The following is a 17952-nucleotide window of genomic DNA, read 5'->3' as shown; positions in this document are numbered from 1 at the left end:
ATCACTTACTACCGTTTTTGTTTTTAGTTCCCGCTAATCCGCGATGAACCTTTTTTATTACGTGATGCTCAATAGGGTTCTTATTACTTTGCATTAAATTAGGCGTTTAGACGTCTAGACGTTGACAAGTTCTAAGTGTGACATTAGTCTGCTCACCTTCCTGTTCTATTGTGTTGTCGTTCCATGTCCAATTCAAAAAATTCTAACGCGGTAATTGCCCCTTCGGCAGTGGCGCTTATCCCTCTGATCGTTTTCCTTGCGCTGTTTATTGGCGTGGGTACATACCTGTCGCTACAAGGCGTCGATTTTGCTTTCTATCAACTTCCAGCTCCGATTGCGGCTCTGCCTGCTGTGATGTTAGCGTTGCTATTGAGCAAAGATAAATTGAACCGTGCGATTGAGCAGTTCTTAGGTGGCGTGGGTCACAAAGACATTATCGCAATGTGTATGATCTACCTATTGGCGGGTGCTTTTGCTGCTGTGGCTAAAGCTTCTGGTGGCGTGGACGCGACGGTAAACCTTGGTCTATCGGCTATCCCAACGAGCATGATCCTACCGGGCATCTTCCTTATTTCGGCGTTCATTGCGACAGCAATGGGCACCTCTATGGGTACTATCGCTGCGGTTGCTCCTGTTGCACTAGGCATTGCTGACTCAGCTGGTATGAGTATTCCTCTAACCGCTGGCGTAGTGCTAAGTGGCGCTATGTTTGGTGACAACCTTTCTATCATCTCAGATACCACGATTGCCGCGACTCGCTCGCAAGGCTGTGAGATGAGAGACAAGTTTAAAGAGAACATCCGTATAGCACTTCCTGCTGCACTTATCGCGATTGTTATCTTTGCTTTCAACAGCACAGCAACTCAAGTTCCTGAAACAGGCCCAATTGAATGGCTGAAAGTCCTTCCGTACATCACTATCCTAATCCTTGCGGTATCGGGCATGAATGTGTTCGTTGTGTTGACGATTGGTATCTTGCTAGCGGGTGGAGTGAGCCTAGGTTCTATTGAGAACTACGGTATGACGGATTACGCTCAAGATATCTACGCAGGCTTTGGCAACATGCAAGAGATCTTCTTACTGTCGATGCTGATTGGTGGTTTGAGTGAGCTGATGCGTCGCCAAGGTGGATTAGCATTTCTGACTAACTTAGTGAGCGGTTTGATTCGTGCATTTGGTTCTTCTCACTCTAAGCAAGCGAATGGTCGTGCGAGTGAGCTAGGCATTGCTGGCTTGGTATCTATGGTGAACCTATGTACTGCAAACAACACGGTAGCGATTATTGTGTCTGGTAGTGTGGCTCGTCAATTGGCGGAAGAGAACAATGTGTCTCCACGTCGTTCTGCAAGCTTGTTGGATATCTTCTCTTGTGTGATTCAAGGCGTGTTGCCTTACGGTGCGCAGGTATTGCTGTTAGGTTCGGTATTTAACCTATCGCCTTTGGATATTGTAGCTAACTCTTACTACTGTTTTGCTCTTGCAATCGTGGCTGTGGTTGCTGTGTTTATTAAACACCCAGCACGTCAAGTGGCTCAAGCTTAGTAACAATTGACCAAACTGAGTGCTCACTGGCTCTGATAAGAAGGCTCCTTAATAGGAGCTTTTTTGTGCGTGAAACTCATGGCTTGAAAATTCAATGTACGTCTTCAAATACAAGAAAACCGCCTATGTAGACGGTTTCTAATTTCGTTATAGCGGTTTTCAAGTTTATTGTAGTGTGAATGACAATTAGGCTTGAGAGCTTTAATTCAGCTTATTAGTCACGAACTCTTTGTTTCTGACCATTAGCCACATCAGGCCGCCTAGCGTACCGATGGATAATTGGATAAAGCCTAGGTTTTCAATCAGTGACTCTGGGCGGATTGAAACTAATACCATGCCAAGCGAGCCACAAATCATGCTGAAGAACTGTATCAGTGCGACGGCAGAGCCCGTGTCATGATCTTGTTGATTCAACATTAAGTTGGTGCCCGGTACTCGCATGATGATCGCCATTAATGTTGCTGGAGCAGCGATGAACATAAAGAACCAAGGGGACAGGTCGCCAATGGTTAGGGTGAAGATGCCCGCAAGCGCCAATAAAGCAAAACATCCTGAGATGACCTTTTGAACCGGCATTCGGTAGGACAACTTCATGTAAATTGTTGGACCAAATGAGGCGCATAATGCATTGAATGCGAACGCGTAGCTAAACTGTTGTTCGGTCAATCCAAAGTGATCGATGTAGATATAAGAACCCGCCGCAAGAAAGCCCATCAACGCCATCGGTATGATAGAGAAAATGACCAGTAGCTTGAGGAACGAGCGGTTTTTCATGACCACGCCCATTCTTCCCCATGAACGGAACATGGAACCTTGGTATTTGGTTTCGAGCGTTTCTCGATAGCAGCAAGCTAATACTGACGCAAATGCACCAAAAATGGCGAGGGTGACGAACATCATTCGCCAAGACGCAATTTTCAGTAGAAAGGCACCAAATACAGGCGCAACCATTGGCGCGATGATCACCAGTGACATGATAGTCGCCATGATCTTTTCACGTTCTCGGCCGTCATAAAGATCTTTGACAATGGCGGTAGCGATAACGGTGATAGCACTGCCAGCAAAGGCTTGGAATACACGAGCACTAATCAACTGTTCGATGCTATTGGTCATCGCGCACAATATGCTCGCGACCATATAGCTCGCTAATCCAATTAATAGGATCGGCTTACGACCAAATTTTTCGCTGAGCGGCCCCCAGAACAAAAGACCGATGGCGTAAGTAACGAAGTAGCTGCTCAGGGTTAGGTTGACCATTGATCGGTCAGTATTAAACACCTCGACCATCTGCGGAAGCGCAGGTAAGTAAAGGTCGATGGTCAATGGAGGGAAAGCACTTATTATGACGAGAAAAAATAGCATACCGGTCTTTCCCAGTACTGGTTGTGGTCTCTTCAAGGTCGCTCTCCGTTGTCCAAGGTAGGTTTCTAATTGATGTGATATTGATATACAGAAGGTTAAGGCACGTCAGACAAGAAAGATAGAGTTGTTCAAGAATATGGTGAAAGTATCGATGAACTTATCTCTATGAGTCCGAATCTACGAAGTCGGTTTGTATACTGAATTGTATTACAAAACATTATTACTTTTATAGCTAACGAGTTCAATCAGTTAGTAGCAGGGTAGCTTGTGATCGCCAACGACACATTGTAATGATTATCGAGTTGGCTTGTTATCTTTTCTTTGGGCGCTTTTCGACTAAACCGTTACGCTCTAAACCGCGTCTAACACTGCTGCATAGCTTACCAAAGCGGCGCAGTTCCTCGAAGTTGGGGCCTTGGCCAATGGAAATACTGTGCTCCCAATACATTAACTCACTGTCGACCATCTCTAGTAGTTGCTTAGAGCAACCCGAGCAATTTCCTTTTGGACCACAGATAAACGTCTCTGACTCGTAAAGTGGGAGTTCGTTTTTAACTTCTTCAATTAAGTTAAGCATTGCCGAGTTTAAGTCTGGCTTTTTGGATGTAAGTGGCTTCAAGCTCGGTGCTTGAGTCGCAATTAATGGGGAAGTCAGTTTGTTAGGTTGTAAATTCAAAGCAGCTGATGACATATCAAAGGCCTCAAGGAGAGAAGAAGGTGGGCATGCTACTCTTCACAACAAAGTGAATCTTGATGTAGTGCAATAAGCGTGGATATATACCCAAAAGAGGTAGGAGCCACAAGCGGTTGTGACTCCTTATCAAAGCTCGCTACTAATGAGAGATTTTAGAATTCAGCGTCGAACTGGAATTCCATCCACTCTTTGGTGACTGGGTGGTGCAGCGCAAGTCTTTCTGCGTGTAAGTGCAATCGGTCGGCTTTATTGCCATACAAGCCGTCACCGACGATAGGCATGTTAAGGCCTTCTTGGTGTGAACAGTGAACACGTAACTGGTGTGTACGCCCTGTTTTAGGATGCAGGTAAACCTTAGTGGTTTGCCCGTTTCGCTCAATCACTTCCCATTTGGTTTCTGCTGGCTTGCCGTGTTCGAAGCAGACAATTTGACGAGGGCGGTCATACAAATCACCACGTAATGGTAGTCGAACATAGCCTTCATTTTCTGTTAGAACGCCTTCAATCATTGCCACGTAACGCTTTTCGACTTCACGAGTAATGAACTGCTTCTGTAAGCTCTTGTTCGCACGTCGTGTGAGAGCGAAGATTAGAATGCCAGAGGTCGCCATGTCTAAGCGATGAATCACAAATGGGCCTTCAACATCGGGATGCATTTCTTGAACACGTGTGTAGGCGGAATCTTTGATGGTTTTACCCGGCACAGATAGAAAACCTGCTGGCTTGTGTACTACCACGATGTGCTCATCTTGGAACAGAATATCCAGCTCTTTGCCTTCTGCTGGGTTCTCTAGCAATGGGTTTGGATCGACTTCTAGGCCTTTCATCATATGGCCTAAAATCGGCACACATTTACTCTGACAAGAAGCGTAGTATTTCTTGTGCTTGCGGATTTCCGACTTTGGAGAGCGGCCCCACCAAAATTCAGCCAATGCCAGTGGCGTGTAACCATGTAAGTACGCGTATTGCAGCAATTTAGGCGCAGCGCATTCACCAGAGCCAGCTGGTGGTATCTTGTTTGGCGTGTTTTCAAAGATCTGGTTAAGGTCTTCAACGTTTCCTTCCGCATTTTGGAAAGCGTATTGTGAAAACAACTTGTGTTGAAGCTGATGAGAGATGTGCGCTCTTTGATCTTTTAGCTCAGCCAGTTGAGTGGTGAAAACATCCACTTTAGCCTGCAACACTTGCAGGGTCTGTTCCCAGTTAAGTTTTAGGTACTTCTGCTGGTTCTTGTCGGCAACACTGGCTTTGTTTAGCTCATTATTTAGCTGTTCGAAAGCTTGCTCATCAAGGTTTTCTTTACCTTGTTCACGTTGTTCTTTACGCGTTTTTCGGCCTTCAATAATCAATAGACGTTGAGCTTCAATCTCTTGCTCGGCTTGCGCTTTTTGCTGTGCCAGTTGCTCGCACAATTCAAGGTATTCAGTATTTGCTTGCAGCGCTTTAAACTCAGCGTTGACAGCCATCATGTCGGCTGTGTCTTGATGGAAAAAGCTGTCGCTGCTGAGCATGTCGAACACGGGCGGTACAAAGTGAGGCAGTAGGTTTTGGTCGGCGATTTTCCCTGAAAAAGCAGAGAAGTACCCCAATTCACCTTCAGGGCTTTTCACCAATAACACACCAAACATTTTGCCGCGACCAGCGTCAGTATCAAGTCCGAAGTCATGCTGCCAGTCGGTTTGAGTTTCTAGATATTGTTGAAGCTGATGAGAAGCGATTTCACACAATGGGTGCGGTTCGTAGTAGAACGGGAATGTGAAACGCTCAGGCAACGAATATGACTCGATCGGCTGTTGAAAACGAGTGAAGCAATGCTCAGGTGTGTGGCTGTTTTCTGAGTCGTGCGTTGGTTTTGATGAGTGCATAGTCGTATTAATACTTATATCGTGGTGATAAATGGTTGTGAGTCTACTGTGTATGTTCAGAGACGTTAAACACAGTACAAGGCGGCGATTCTACTCTTTATCGAAAAGCGCCTCAAATAAGAAATAGTTCTATTACTGGATAGCCAAGCGACGAGCCTATGAGTTATGGCTTGAACGCCATTAATTGATGAGTAACTTCTCGTTTTTAATCATAGAAGACAATTTAACAAACCAAGGGTGGTAGCCTTGCCGCCCTCTTATTAAAACTAAGGTAACGTTATGATTCCACTCAATACTTCGATTGTTTCCGGTGTCGCTATTTCAGAGAGCGACGGACAAATGAAAATGCTATTAATGAAGCGTGTTAAAGGTGAGTTTTGGTGTCACGTCGCAGGCTCGATTGAAGCGGGTGAAACAGGCTGGCAGGCTATCGTGCGCGAGTTTGAAGAAGAGACCCAAATTAAAGTGGAAGCTTTGTATAACGCGCAGTTTCTGGAGCAGTTTTATGAGGCGCACGTGAATGTGATTCAGCTAATCCCTGTGTTTGCGGTGCTATGCCCACCCAACCAAGCGATTGAACTGAATGACGAACACACCGAGTACCGCTGGTGTAATTTAGAAGAAGCAAAAGCGTTAGCGCCGTTCCCCAACCAACATGCCGTCTACGATCATATTTGGTCGTATTTTGTCGATAAGCCAGTCAATCCGCTTTACCGAGTGAAATTGAACTAATACTGGCTGTTTAAGATCTAGGACTTACCAAGGTAAGGGGTTAAAAAGGCGCTCACTTGCGCTTGGCATAACCCCACATCCACCTTCACGCCGTGCGATTCAAGGATGGCAACTCCACGACCATTATTACGAGGGTCTGGGTCTAGCATCGCCACGACTACGTGTTTTACACCTGCTTTAACCAATGTATTGGCGCAAGCGGGTGTTCTGCCGACAAACGAACATGGCTCTAAAGTTACGTAAGCGGTAACCCCTTCCATTGTTCCGTCCGTTTTGTCGTTATAGTTATTGAGTGCTTCAACCTCGGCGTGGTTTCCGCCGACTTTTTGCGTGTATCCAACAGACACCACCTTATCGTCTTTCACCAAAACACACCCTACTGGCGGGTTTGGTTGGCAATCGGGTAGGGCTTGGCGCGAAGCTTCAAGAGCTTGCTGCATGTATTGTTGGTTCATGGTCGTTACTCAGTATGACGAGAGAGCGCAGCAGTTAGTGGTCGCGTGCGGTTGATGAGTTGATTAGTTACTAAGCTAATAAATTAATAAGCTAACAAGTGGGGGCATGTTCGATCTGATTGGGCTTTTAGTCAATGGTTTTAGCTTTGAATTCGAAAGCTAGTTAACTGTGACTAATCGTTAACTTGGACCACTGGGTCAGCCAGTTCTTGGATTGTACTCTTTGATCAAAGATATCTCGGTTACGCTTTGGGTTGGGTGTGATTTGCAAATCAAACAAACTCTCTAAACCAAAAGACGAAATACATTCGATGTCTCCATTGAGGCTTTGCTTTACGGCCACTGCGGTCTCTTTCTCTGGCCAGTAACTCATCGCATCCAATGAGCTTTGGTAAGACTCATCCCCATTTCTGGTGTGCATGTTGGCTTGATTGCGAACTTGCCAATTCAATTCAGGTAACCGTTGTTTAAGCTGAGCCTCGTATCGAAGATCCGATTCGTAAGAGGTATCAATGGGATCAAAGTAGATCACATCAATATCATTGAGTGGAGTCGGGGAGGCATAACCATGCTGGTGATCCCAAACGAGGTTTCTCACAAAGCCCGCAGCGACATAACACTGCGGCAAATCCAACTGAGCGACACAGTCTAAAACCTTCATTCGTAAGGGATCTTGTTTGATCAACGTGACGATGCGTTTGGCTAGCGGATGTATCATTATGATGTCGGAACATCAGTGACTTGGTAATGACGTGTCACGTTCTGGGAGATTTCACCCCATTCAGACGCTTTTACTCGCTGTTGGTGGGCTTCGAATGCTTCTCGGCTAGTGAATTCTTCATACACTTCAAAGCGATTAGGTTGAAGCGTGCTTTGACTGACTCGAAACACGATACAACCAGGTTCTTCCAGTGTCAGTTCTTTGTGTACAACCAAGGCTTGTGTGACTGCTTCTAGGTCGTTGTCTGGCACTAGAATATGCCCTTGCAGAATTACTTTACTCATAATTACGTCCATTTAATTACGTCTATTTAATTTGGTCCATTACGGCTTTTTTCTATCAAAAGCTCTATCTGTTACAAACATAATCCCATTTTGATGTTGTAACGTATAGGCTAATGTGGCGATTATTAGTTCACATTGAATGTATTTTTTAGTTACACCGTAACTTTAAAGGTGATGTAATCAACAAATGATAAGGACACTGGAACTAAATCAGCGTTGGTCCGGTCTATTAAATTAGTATCATTGAACTGTATTGATACTGAAATGAATTTGTCATCTGAGAGAACTAACCTTAATTTTGAACAGCGGCTCATAGGATTGATTTGAGCCATAGTTGATATCTAGGTCGTACTTTGATGTAAATGGTACTCAAAACTCTATATATTTTGTGATTTGTATCATTGATCTGGGCATCAAACACCGTTAGATTCGAATAGTTGGCAATAAAAATAGCTCATGAAGAGCAGTTAAAGAAAAGGAAATATCCCTTATGAAAAAAATGAGAAGAGCACAGCTTCATCGCGTTCGTATCCAATACTGGAAAGACACGTCAAAAGAAGCATCAAAGAAATAAGCTTTAAATCGTAAAGCTTTATAAAGCTGAAAAGCTTAATCAAATGTAAAACGCAACAAACCGATTTCATTAGCACTCTCAAGGACCTTCATCTGGTCGGCGACTAAAGAAATCATCCTCCAAAGAGCTGACAGGCATTAACAACAATGCATTCAATGTCAGCTCATTAATACCTCCTCTTAGAATCTCTTGTTGCTTCACTCTATTACTCCTAACTAAAACCCTTTTGTCCCTTTGTCCCTTTGTCCCTTTGTTCTTGTTACCCATCTCTGTATTGGCAAAGTCGTGATGAAAAAAAGCTCCCGATTTCTCAGAAGCTTTGATTTAGATTTTGATATCTGATGTGGTTAACTGCTCGGGAGAGATAACACCAACGTCAGGAGCGAATGCGTTAACGTTGGAAGAGCGTCTTCAAACTGACATCATCGGTTCGGTTCAGCTTTAGGCTCAGCAGATAGCCACCAACACCGATCAGTGCATAAATACCTAAAGATAAAATCGGCGCTTCTGCAATCGCACTTAATGGGTTGCTTGCTATGAGCACATTCATTGGCAATGACGCGATGAGAGATAGGAAGTCATTGATGCCATAGAACCCAAACACGGCGACAGAGAGGAACTTAATCGCATAGCTTGAGATGAAAATGACAAGCAATGGAGAGTTTACCAGCTGCGAAATCGCTAGAGTGACGGTTGCCAGTGGCAATAAAACCAGTGCAACTAACATCATTCGTCCAAAAAACACGACCCAGTTGCTCAGCACATAAAACAGAGATTGTTGTTCAACCAATAGCGCCAGTTGTTGTTCACTTGAGACGTTCAATATCCAGAATAGAAAATCTGCGAACAGTACTAACAATGCACAGATAGCCGGAATCACCACTAAACCGAAGCCGAGTTTCACACCGTGAGTCATTGCGTTAGATACCGGCATACTTCTCCAAAACATCGAACTGCCTTCTTGGCGCTCTTTACGCAGCGTTTTAGGGATGTAAAGCGTTGATAGGATCAGTGAAATAAGGCCCGCGCCAAAGTAGATCACTGAGTTGAGGTCTTGTGCGAACTCTCTGTGGATGTCGCTCACGTCACCGTTCACTTGCATTTCGAAGAAAAACTCATGCTGCGCTGCGCCATTGAAGAACAGACTAACGAACAGTAAGAAACCACATAACGCGACAAACAGAGGCAATCGAGTGTTAATTTTGTGCTCGATGAGTTCTTTTTCTAGCATGTAAAAACTTGGATGCATTATGCCTTCTCCATCTGTGTTGCAAGGAATAGATCTGCGAGACCAACGTTATAGATGTTACCCAGTGATTCAACCTGCGCTTTGTATTGACCTTCCAATAACCACTTAGTAGTGCCTAGCCCTGATTGTGAGGTCAGTGGGTTGAGTTTCTGAATCTCGCTTGAATGGTTGTTTGCGACTTCAATAATGAAATAGTCGCTCTCGATGTCTTCCATGCTTTTTTGCAGTACACAATGACCTTGCTTCAAAATCAGTACATCCGTTAATAGGTGTTCAATTTCTGAAACCTCATGGCTTGCAATGATCATGGCGCGTTCGCCGTCGTGGAACCATTCTAGTAGGTGGCGATAAAAAGTATCGCGGTACAGCAAATCTAAGCCCAGTGTAGGCTCATCTAAGATCAACACTTGAGTGTCAGTCGCGATGATGATCGCAAGGTGAAGTTGTACTTTCATCCCTTTAGAAAGCTGCTTGATAGTAGAAGACAACTTAATATTGGTGCTGCTTAACGTCTGTTCTGCTTTTTGCTTGTTGAAGCTAGGGTGCACACCTTGTGTGTATCGAAGCAGTTGTTTAACCGTCATCCACTCGGGTAACACGTTAACATCTGAGATGTACGACAAGTGCTGCATGAGCTCTGCGTGCTGGTGGATAGGGTGGTAGCCGTTTACTTCAATCTCACCTTGATAGTTGTGTCCACCAAGCAGTGATTTGATCAGAGTCGATTTACCCGCGCCATTGTGGCCAAGCAGACCAAGTACTTGCCCTGGCTTTAACTCAAAGCTGATGTTTTCGACACCCACTTGATTTGAATAGGTTTTGGTTACGTTTTTCACGGAAAGTAAAGTACTCATGACTTGTCCTTTATATGTTGTGCTAGCTGTTTCACGAGTTCTTCGACACTCATATCAATGATGCCTAGCGTCTCAGCGATGGCTGGGATCTGTGTGTTGATGAATGATTGGTGTGCAGACTCTTTCAATTTTTGAAGTGCCCCTTCGGCCACATACATGCCTTGGCCGCGTTTTTTCTCTACCAAGCCTTCATCCACCAGTAACTGGTAGCTTTTCATGACAGTAAGGTGGTTGATCTTGAGATCGGCGGCAACCGCACGCACAGAGGGCAATGCTTGTAGCTCTAGCCAAACACCCTGAAGAATTTGGTCACTGATCTTGGCGGCAAGCTGCCTAAAGATCGGCTGGTCGTCTTTCCATTCGGTCATAATTAAAACTGCATGGTGATATACATGTGTATAACACTAACCTATTTATTCGAGTTGGCAAGGATTTTATGAAAGTGCATCGGGTATTTTTATGTTTAGATAAAGCACGTTTGGTGGGGAGGGCACTTGAAGCCTACATCCTTGTGGGCTCTCAAGCAGCTGTATAAGCGATGATTATTTGAATAGGGAATGGTTGCTGATCAAGATTTCTATTAGGCTGGGCCTATTGCTCCTTTGAGTCATTAGGCCGGCTATATAGGTAACCTTGATGTAAGTTGTAGCCTAACTGACACAAGATATATTGCTGCCTACGCGTCTCGACACCTTCATAAATCATTGTGATATTTGATAGGCGTCCAATCTCCGAGATATTGAGCAATACACCCTGATGATGCTCTCCTGACTCGATATCCTTAACAAAGCAACGATCCAGTTTTAGATAGGCCGGAGAGATAACATTGATGATTTCGATGTTGTTATTGCCCGTACCAAAGTCATCCAGAGCGATAGTGATACCAAGCTTTTTGATATCCTTAATGTTATCGATAACCTCACACCCATAGCCAATGTTCGAATATTCAGTAATCTCTACGACAAACTCATTCGCTTCCATCGCGGCTAAATGCTCTCTGAGCCTTGCGAAGTTCGACCCTACCAAAGCACTCGGACACACGTTGACACCATAGATCTCATGGCTGTTGTTTAACTTCGCTTTTCTGACTGTCTCGATGAGTAAAATAGTATGAAAGGTGAGTAAATTGGTGCGTCTCATGGTGTTGATGAAGCTTAAAACGCCAACGTTACGCACACGAGATAACAACTCGTAGTAGAGAACGCAGTTGTCTTCGGTGTTGATGATCGGCTCTTCTTCAAAGGAGATGTGTTTCCAACGAAACAGGTAGATCACGAAACCCAGAATATAGGAGCGATAAAGCAGGGTGGCGAGTATCAGAGAAAGCGCAATCCACAGCGCAACAATGTCGTCACTGTAGAAGGTGATGGTTGCACCCGTTGGTAGGGAGGTTTGATAGATCGATTTACTCTCTTCGCCAAGGTTTAAGATGTAGTTACCATTCTTCTGGATGGAGATAGAATCGACTAACAGAGGCAATAGCGAGTTGTTGTATCGAGCTTCGATAGAGCGCTTAGATATTCGAGCAACCATCTCAATGTCGTGCTCGGTATCTATGAAGCGGGAATAGGCAAAGTCAGCACTATCGTAGAAGTCGTCTACTTGATTGAGCTCTATCATCTTAGAACGTGTTTTCGAGATATAGCAGGAGCCATAAGGTGTGGTCATGACGACAGAGTCAAGGTTGAGCGAGTGCCTTAGCGAGTGCACAGCCCCGTGGCTATCGCAACCGTAGTCCATGACTTCTGCTGCAATGTGTTTGGTGTTCTCACTGTATTCATTCGCAATCTTCGTCGTATAAAGGATTTGGAAAAAGTAGACAACGAATAGGAAAAAGGAAGAGATGGTGAACACGGCTATCAGAGCCTTGATCAGTTCTCGATGATAGGTGTTGAACATCAGTTTCAACATCTCGAACTGGCTGGGCTTGAATTGGTTGATGTCATACTTTGGTGCGATACGGTTGGTTGAGCTTTTATCGAGATCGATAAAGTAACCTACCTTATAAAGGTTAGAGATAAGTTCGCTATTATTATCTACCTTCGCTTTTTTGCATAAGCTTCGATATTTCTTTCTTATAGAAGCAATAATGTTTTTTAACGCGTATAAGCTAAACTCTTCGTCAAAGTGTAATTTAAAAGATTCTTCAACATCTCGTGCAGATTGAGGGTTTGATATTGACGAGTGTTCAATAAGATATTTGAAAACAAAACTCTCTTTACTATTAAGAGTTTCCTCTGATATCTTATTACTGTCTCTTTTTATGTATATTTTTTCTTCATTGTAGATCAGTTGCAAGCTCTCATTATTGTTATTTATATTGAAAGAACAGTGCATAGCTCAACTCCTAAGCGATAGTTATTATATTTGTGTGATGGATATGTGATGGCTGGGATTTTCATTCAACACAAGAGTTCGATCTAAATAATATAACCAAAATGTCACCATTTTATCTCAAGATGTTGATACTAATCGCAGAATTTGGGCTTTAATGAAAGGTTATGGAGATGTTCACCCAAAAGTTGAATTTATAAATGAAAGCCAATGATTTACAAGGGGTAAGGGGGATTTATCCATTTGTTTTGGTATTTATCCATTTCACAGCTTCTACGCGGTAGGTTTAGCGACTGGATTTAGAGGTTTCTAATGTAGCTTCTGATGGTATTCATTCGGTTTATCGATGTGTGAGATTTATCAGAATTTTTCATGATAAAATTAAATTATGTCATTTTATGTGATATTAATATAATTTATGTGGCGTATTGTTTTGGTGATTTAATTAAAGTAATCAATGATAGAATTAATTATATTTGTTGAATGATTGACTTTAATTTATTCTGTTACGAAATTTAAATAATTAAACTTTAAGGTGGGATATTTAAAATAGGGAAAGGATGATTTTTATCATGATGTGTTGATTAAAGAAATTTAATGGAATTATTATTGACATATGTATCAAATATGTGTCTATGTAAATATTAATCGGCTAGTGATGAAAATAAGATATGAATGAGGTTGGTGCTATACCATGAGCACTGCCTAAAAGTATAAGCAGCAACAAGTTAGATCAATTAGTGTTATTTTTGAGCAAATGTTAGCGTAACCACATGATATTCAAAGATCTGTTGCGGTGGCTTTGTGTTAACTATGGAAGCGTGCAATCGTTGAGTATTTAACATGCACCATCAAGCACCACGATCTGTGGTTCTTTTTCTGGCTGATAAAGCACCTGACAAAAGTCTCCTTCTGGCGAATAGGTGTAGTTTTCGGTGTCGAAAGAGATGGCGGCTACTCTTTCTGCATTGCTGCCAGAGTCTACTTCTTTGTTGATAACATGAAGCTCTGTTGCGTCGATATTGAGCAGTCTTCTTAGTGAGTCAACATAGGCGATTGGGTAACCATGACAAACGTAGTAGGTCTCAATCTCCGTCTTTTCAACATAGTTGCACTCATCCTCAACGCCAGCAATCGCTGACTTCGCGTAGATCATATCGATACCCGTGCGAAGGTTACCAGCCACATCATGTATTTTACTCGCCCGAGCACTTCCTTGAACGTCTAAGAACTTGACCATAGCTGTCGCCGAAACGATCGCTAAAATTAATACAGAGATGATGAGTTCTAAAAGAGTGAAGCCGTTTTGTCTGTTCATGGTTACCGATTATTTGCTCTGCTAAAGGGACGGAATGAGGGTAATCTAAATACCCAAGTCATTACAGTTAGTGGGTATAATGGTTTGGTGTTTTATTGTGTGAATTTCTAAGTAATTTTCTTTATAAACAATAGCTTAATTATTTCCTCTTACTGTTAAACGCTATGTAAGCATACGTAAGCGTACACACCCACAGCAGCCGATTGTTTAGGAAGTATTCAAACGACTTAATTTATTGATAAATAAGTCTTTAATTGTAGGATTGTCGACCATTCAAAAACTGACTTTCGACTTCATTTGAGGGAATTGGTTTACTAAATAAAAATCCCTGAAGATACTGGTATCCACAATCGATTAAGAACGCTTTTTGCGTTTCGGTTTCGACACCTTCAGCAACCACTTTTAGCCCCAATTTTTCACAGATAGCATGGGTGGCTTGGACAATCGCTTTGCTCCCTTTGTGTGAACCGTGGACGAAGCTTTTATCGAGTTTCACGGTGCTAATCGGTAAGTCATGCAACATCGACAGTGACGAGTAGCCTGTGCCAAAGTCATCAAGGTGAAGCTCTACGCCCAATTTAGAAATATCGCTTAACGCTTGCCTGACTTCACCATGCTTGAAGATCATGGAAGATTCGGTGATCTCAAGGGCGATGCTTTGAGGTTGGATATTGTAGAAGTTCAACATTGCTAATAGCTGCTCGGCAAAGGTCGCGTGCATCTGAATACTCGAAATATTGATACTCATCATCAACTCACTATCAAACTCACGTTGCCATATCGATAGCTGTTTGAGTGCAGAGTTCAGAACCCATTTCCCGAGCGGTACAATCTGCCCCGTCTCCTCCGCTAAGCTAATAAACTCATCAGGGCCTATGTTACCTAGCTCTTTGTCTGACCATCGAAGCAAGGCTTCAAACCCTTTCACCTTGTCGCTGTTAGTGTTCATTATCGGTTGGTAATGAAGATTGAGGTCGTCGTTCTCTAAGGCATGCGTGAGTCGATGACGGATCTCTACCTTGCGGTGAAGGGTTTGTGCTAAGCAAGGTGTAAAAGTTTGAAATCGATTTCGTCCATTTGCTTTGGCCATATGCATCGCCATACCCGCTTGCTTGAGCAGTGACTCTTGATCGACGGCATTATCAGGGAAATGCGCGGTACCTATGCTGCAACCGACAGATAAACTGCCGATGCCTCTGATATGGAAACTTCGGTTTAAGGCATCAATGATGCGAGAGCAAAGTAGTGGGATATTTTGATTTCGGCAGGTGTGGGCAATCACAATGAATTCGTCGCCACCAAATCGCCCTATCATGCATTTCTCATCAACCAACTGTTTAAGGCGTTCACCAACCTGTTTGAGTCGTTGGTCTCCGACAGTGTGCCCATAAGTGTCATTAACTAATTTGAAGCCATCAAGGTCGACAAACATCAATTCAAACGGTGAGCGATAGGCAATGCTGGTTTCTAGAAGGTTGCTGATCCCACGGCGATTATAAAGCTCCGTTAAACAGTCGTGTTCTGCGTTGTATCTGGCTTTTATCAGCTTCTCTTTTTGCTTTGTTGTACAGGTTAGGTTTAGCAGCAGTTCGCTTTTATCAAAGAGCCACTTTCCTTGCACATCAAAATGGTGTGCTCTGAAGGAGGAAACCTTGATAAACCAAGGCGCACCGGTTGTTGGTTCTCTATTCTGTAAACGTGTATGTACAAAAGTGATTACTATGTTTTGCGTACGGTAAATGTAGGGCTCTGATTCCAATATTGATGATCTATGACCAGTATATATACTGCCTTCGCTTTTAATAAATACTGGTGATAGGAATGTCGAAAACCAAAGTGCTCATTGTTGAAGATGACCAAGAGATAGCTCGTCTAACGACGCTTTACCTCGAAGCTGAAGGTTACAATGTTAGCGTTGTTCATGAAGGGAACTTGGCACTTGAAGCGATCCGTAGTATTGAACCTGATTTAGTGCTGTTGGACTTGATGCTTCCAGGGATGAGCGGCGCGCAAATTTGCCGTCAAGCCCGTGAGTTTTACAATGGAATGATTTTAGTGCTAACGGCTTCCGCCGATGAAATGAGCGAGGTCAGCTTGTTTAAATTTGGTGCGGACGATTACGTTGCCAAACCGATTCGTGGCCGTGCCTTGTTAGCGCGAATTGAAGCGTTATTGCGTCGAGCGACTCCCGTAAAAACTGCGCAAGAAACTACGGCTGAAAAACAGTGCGATATTGTAATCAACAGCTCTGCTCAAAGTGCCACGCTCTACGGCCAACACCTCAAGCTTACTTCTGCTGAATTTGAAATCTTAAACCTTCTCGTTAATAACATCTGTCAGGTCGTGACTCGAGACCAGTGCTGTCAGTTATTTAGAGGGATAGATTACGCGTTCAACGACCGCTCGATTGATATGCGCGTGTCTGGGTTACGCCGAAAGCTGCGCATTCACGCAAAAGACAAACAGTTGATTCGTACGGTTCGCAACAAGGGGTACATGCTGGTTGCGTAAGTTCATTGCTACGAAGCTTCGCTCGGTTTCGATGTTTGCTCGCTTATACCTTGGGATTGTGACTGGGATGTCGGCAACGATATTTTTGTTCTTGAACCTTGGTGAGGGGTACATGCGACGCACCGAGATCGAAACCTTCCTCAATGATGGCATCTACTTTGCGGAGCAGTATGTTCGTCAACACAATCAAGAAAACTCACTCTATAAAGAGCTCGATAGAACAGGCTACCAACAATTTTATATCTTCAATTTACGCCTGTTGGAGAATTGGTCGGGCGAGGCGCCTTGCCAACAATGTGAGTTATACACAACCTTAAACGGTGTGCCGATATATCTAAGTGATGACAACTTCTATTCGACCGTGTTTCAGCTACCAAACTCTAAATTCAGTTTTGGGTTCAGTGAGGTAGGGGACTTTTTCTCTCCTGACATTGAATGGTACGAAGACTCAGAACGACACTTTTTGTTAGGGCTGTTGTTGGCTGTGATTGTGGCGATTGGAGCAAGTGTTTACTTACCTGTGAGGCGTTTTCAAGAAAGAATAGAGTTGCTCGTCGAGAAGCAGAAACAGTTTGGTAAGGGCAAGCTTAGTACTCGATCTGACATGGACGACATCCATCCTGTTTCTGATTTGGCCAGCAGTTTTAACTTCATGGCTGAAGAGATCGAAAGCAAAGTAAAACAAAGTCATATTTTCGCTCAAGCTATCCCACACGAAGTACGAACTCCGCTAAGTCGTATTCAACTGGCGACCGATATCCTAAGAAGGGGAGCCCCCGATAATCATCAGGTTCTTTTCGATGACATTGATACCTACATTGAGGATATCAACGAGCTCACGTCAGAAATCATCATGCTGTCGAAGTTGAATGTCATGGATAACTCTTTCTTTGAGCTCGTTAAAGTGACCTCCGATCTTCGTGAGTATTGCCTAGACCGAATTCGTTACTCGAAACTAGACAATGCCACCTTTGAATCTAAGGTACAGCTAGAGTGCAAGATTAAGTGTGATTGCTCAATGGCACGCTTGGTGTTCGATAACGTTCTCAAGAATGCGGGTAATTACACACAAGACAAAGTGTGGATGACGCTGGATGAGAACTCAGAAAACTGGCTGGTGGTGATTGAAGACAATGGTTCTGGAATACCAGAGAATAGGCGTGATGAGGTATTCCTTCCGTTCTCTCGACTAGACTCAAGCAGAACGTCGACCAACGGTGGATTGGGGTTGGGCCTCGCGATTGCTCTATCGGCGGCTAAAAAACTTTCTTGGGATATCAAAATCGACGACAGCAACTATGGTGGCGCCAAGTTCAGTATCGTGATTCCTAAGATCGCATAAGCTGCAGCTTCAAGAGCTCTTCAGGCTCGTCAAATAACAAAGCCACCGACTAATACCGTGGCTTTGTTATATTCCGATTTACAAGCGAGTGACTTCTTAGTACTACTGCTTAGAG

Annotated in this window: 15 protein-coding genes and 1 pseudogene; 4 read left to right on the top strand and 12 right to left on the bottom strand. The window is 43.6% G+C overall.

Annotated elements, in window-relative coordinates:
* The first annotated feature begins 183 nt into the window (after window positions 1–183).
* Window positions 184–1542 (top strand): Na+/H+ antiporter NhaC family protein, encoded by a 1359-nt coding sequence (locus ACED41_RS14965; protein ID WP_017064890.1) that lies wholly within the window; start codon window positions 184–186, stop codon window positions 1540–1542.
* A 201-nt stretch (window positions 1543–1743) separates the two neighbouring features.
* On the opposite strand, the gene ACED41_RS14960 is transcribed toward ACED41_RS14965, so the two are convergent.
* From ACED41_RS14960 to ACED41_RS14950, 3 genes are all read right to left on the bottom strand, one after another.
* The gene (locus tag ACED41_RS14960) at window positions 1744–2904 is read right to left on the bottom strand and encodes a multidrug effflux MFS transporter (protein ID WP_017066118.1); all 1161 of its coding nucleotides are present in this window, start codon (window positions 2902–2904) and stop codon (window positions 1744–1746) included.
* 310 nt (window positions 2905–3214) lie between these two features.
* A complete protein-coding gene (locus tag ACED41_RS14955; RefSeq protein WP_371725211.1) occupies window positions 3215–3595 on the bottom strand; it encodes a hypothetical protein in 381 nt (126 codons plus the stop codon).
* 155 nt (window positions 3596–3750) lie between these two features.
* Window positions 3751–5463: a pseudouridine synthase gene (locus ACED41_RS14950; RefSeq protein ID WP_371725210.1), complete on the bottom strand. Its 1713-nt coding sequence runs from the start codon at window positions 5461–5463 to the stop codon at window positions 3751–3753.
* A 279-nt stretch (window positions 5464–5742) separates the two neighbouring features.
* On the opposite strand from ACED41_RS14950, the gene ACED41_RS14945 reads away from it, so the two are divergent.
* Window positions 5743–6195, top strand: a complete 453-nt coding sequence (locus tag ACED41_RS14945) for an NUDIX pyrophosphatase (protein WP_017060581.1) — start codon at window positions 5743–5745, stop codon at window positions 6193–6195.
* 17 nt (window positions 6196–6212) lie between these two features.
* Here ACED41_RS14945 and ACED41_RS14940 read toward each other — a convergent pair whose 3' ends face one another.
* The 9 genes and pseudogenes from ACED41_RS14940 to ACED41_RS14900 form a co-directional block, all read right to left on the bottom strand.
* Entirely contained in the window at window positions 6213–6650 is a 438-nt protein-coding gene (locus ACED41_RS14940) for a bifunctional diaminohydroxyphosphoribosylaminopyrimidine deaminase/5-amino-6-(5-phosphoribosylamino)uracil reductase RibD (protein ID WP_371725209.1), read from the bottom strand.
* A gap of 163 nt (window positions 6651–6813) precedes the next feature.
* Window positions 6814–7368, bottom strand: a complete 555-nt coding sequence (locus tag ACED41_RS14935) for a nucleotidyltransferase family protein (RefSeq protein WP_371725208.1) — start codon at window positions 7366–7368, stop codon at window positions 6814–6816.
* Window positions 7368–7655: a putative quinol monooxygenase gene (locus tag ACED41_RS14930; protein ID WP_017088686.1), complete on the bottom strand. Its 288-nt coding sequence runs from the start codon at window positions 7653–7655 to the stop codon at window positions 7368–7370. The genes ACED41_RS14935 and ACED41_RS14930 overlap by 1 nt, the downstream gene beginning before the upstream one ends.
* A 965-nt stretch (window positions 7656–8620) precedes the next feature.
* Entirely contained in the window at window positions 8621–9478 is an 858-nt protein-coding gene (locus tag ACED41_RS14925; RefSeq protein WP_017060585.1) for a hypothetical protein, read from the bottom strand.
* A complete protein-coding gene (locus tag ACED41_RS14920; protein ID WP_017079596.1) occupies window positions 9478–10332 on the bottom strand; it encodes an ABC transporter ATP-binding protein in 855 nt (284 codons plus the stop codon). The genes ACED41_RS14925 and ACED41_RS14920 overlap by 1 nt, the downstream gene beginning before the upstream one ends.
* Complete coding sequence (locus ACED41_RS14915) at window positions 10329–10700, bottom strand: GntR family transcriptional regulator (protein WP_102331995.1); 372 nt, start codon at window positions 10698–10700, stop codon at window positions 10329–10331. Before ACED41_RS14915 ends, ACED41_RS14920 begins: the two co-directional genes overlap by 4 nt.
* A 223-nt stretch (window positions 10701–10923) precedes the next feature.
* On the bottom strand, window positions 10924–12669 hold the full coding sequence (locus ACED41_RS14910) for an EAL domain-containing protein (RefSeq protein ID WP_371725207.1): 1746 nt from the start codon (window positions 12667–12669) through the stop codon (window positions 10924–10926).
* Window positions 12670–13504: 835 nt separating this feature from the next.
* On the bottom strand, window positions 13505–13984 hold the full coding sequence (locus ACED41_RS14905) for a type II secretion system protein (RefSeq protein ID WP_017060589.1): 480 nt from the start codon (window positions 13982–13984) through the stop codon (window positions 13505–13507).
* 250 nt (window positions 13985–14234) lie between these two features.
* Window positions 14235–15623: pseudogene (locus tag ACED41_RS14900) on the bottom strand (putative bifunctional diguanylate cyclase/phosphodiesterase); the annotation flags it as partial.
* 182 nt (window positions 15624–15805) lie between these two features.
* On the opposite strand from ACED41_RS14900, the gene ACED41_RS14895 reads away from it, so the two are divergent.
* Window positions 15806–16495, top strand: a complete 690-nt coding sequence (locus ACED41_RS14895) for a response regulator transcription factor (RefSeq protein WP_371725206.1) — start codon at window positions 15806–15808, stop codon at window positions 16493–16495.
* Window positions 16488–17837: a sensor histidine kinase gene (locus tag ACED41_RS14890; RefSeq protein ID WP_371725205.1), complete on the top strand. Its 1350-nt coding sequence runs from the start codon at window positions 16488–16490 to the stop codon at window positions 17835–17837. The genes ACED41_RS14895 and ACED41_RS14890 overlap by 8 nt, the downstream gene beginning before the upstream one ends.
* Window positions 17838–17952 lie beyond the last annotated feature (115 nt).

Origin of the sequence: Vibrio sp. 1F255 (assembly GCF_041439145.1) — a bacterium.
Lineage (GTDB): Bacteria > Pseudomonadota > Gammaproteobacteria > Enterobacterales > Vibrionaceae > Vibrio > Vibrio crassostreae_C.
This window is presented reverse-complemented; position numbering and strand designations above follow the sequence as displayed.

What these genes read in the sequence shown, in the direction of transcription:
- ACED41_RS14940 (WP_371725209.1), bottom strand. Translation starts at nt 6,650, where the DNA reads ATGAACCAACAATACATGCAGCAAGCTCTTGAAGCTTCGCGCCAAGCC.
- ACED41_RS14905 (WP_017060589.1), bottom strand. Translation starts at nt 13,984, where the DNA reads ATGAACAGACAAAACGGCTTCACTCTTTTAGAACTCATCATCTCTGTA.
- ACED41_RS14960 (WP_017066118.1), bottom strand. Translation starts at nt 2,904, where the DNA reads ATGCTATTTTTTCTCGTCATAATAAGTGCTTTCCCTCCATTGACCATC.
- ACED41_RS14950 (WP_371725210.1), bottom strand. Translation starts at nt 5,463, where the DNA reads ATGCACTCATCAAAACCAACGCACGACTCAGAAAACAGCCACACACCT.
- ACED41_RS14955 (WP_371725211.1), bottom strand. Translation starts at nt 3,595, where the DNA reads ATGTCATCAGCTGCTTTGAATTTACAACCTAACAAACTGACTTCCCCA.
- ACED41_RS14945 (WP_017060581.1), top strand. Translation starts at nt 5,743, where the DNA reads ATGATTCCACTCAATACTTCGATTGTTTCCGGTGTCGCTATTTCAGAG.
- ACED41_RS14935 (WP_371725208.1), bottom strand. Translation starts at nt 7,368, where the DNA reads ATGATACATCCGCTAGCCAAACGCATCGTCACGTTGATCAAACAAGAT.
- ACED41_RS14915 (WP_102331995.1), bottom strand. Translation starts at nt 10,700, where the DNA reads ATGACCGAATGGAAAGACGACCAGCCGATCTTTAGGCAGCTTGCCGCC.
- ACED41_RS14910 (WP_371725207.1), bottom strand. Translation starts at nt 12,669, where the DNA reads ATGCACTGTTCTTTCAATATAAATAACAATAATGAGAGCTTGCAACTG.
- ACED41_RS14930 (WP_017088686.1), bottom strand. Translation starts at nt 7,655, where the DNA reads ATGAGTAAAGTAATTCTGCAAGGGCATATTCTAGTGCCAGACAACGAC.
- ACED41_RS14920 (WP_017079596.1), bottom strand. Translation starts at nt 10,332, where the DNA reads ATGAGTACTTTACTTTCCGTGAAAAACGTAACCAAAACCTATTCAAAT.
- ACED41_RS14965 (WP_017064890.1), top strand. Translation starts at nt 184, where the DNA reads ATGTCCAATTCAAAAAATTCTAACGCGGTAATTGCCCCTTCGGCAGTG.
- ACED41_RS14895 (WP_371725206.1), top strand. Translation starts at nt 15,806, where the DNA reads ATGTCGAAAACCAAAGTGCTCATTGTTGAAGATGACCAAGAGATAGCT.
- ACED41_RS14925 (WP_017060585.1), bottom strand. Translation starts at nt 9,478, where the DNA reads ATGCATCCAAGTTTTTACATGCTAGAAAAAGAACTCATCGAGCACAAA.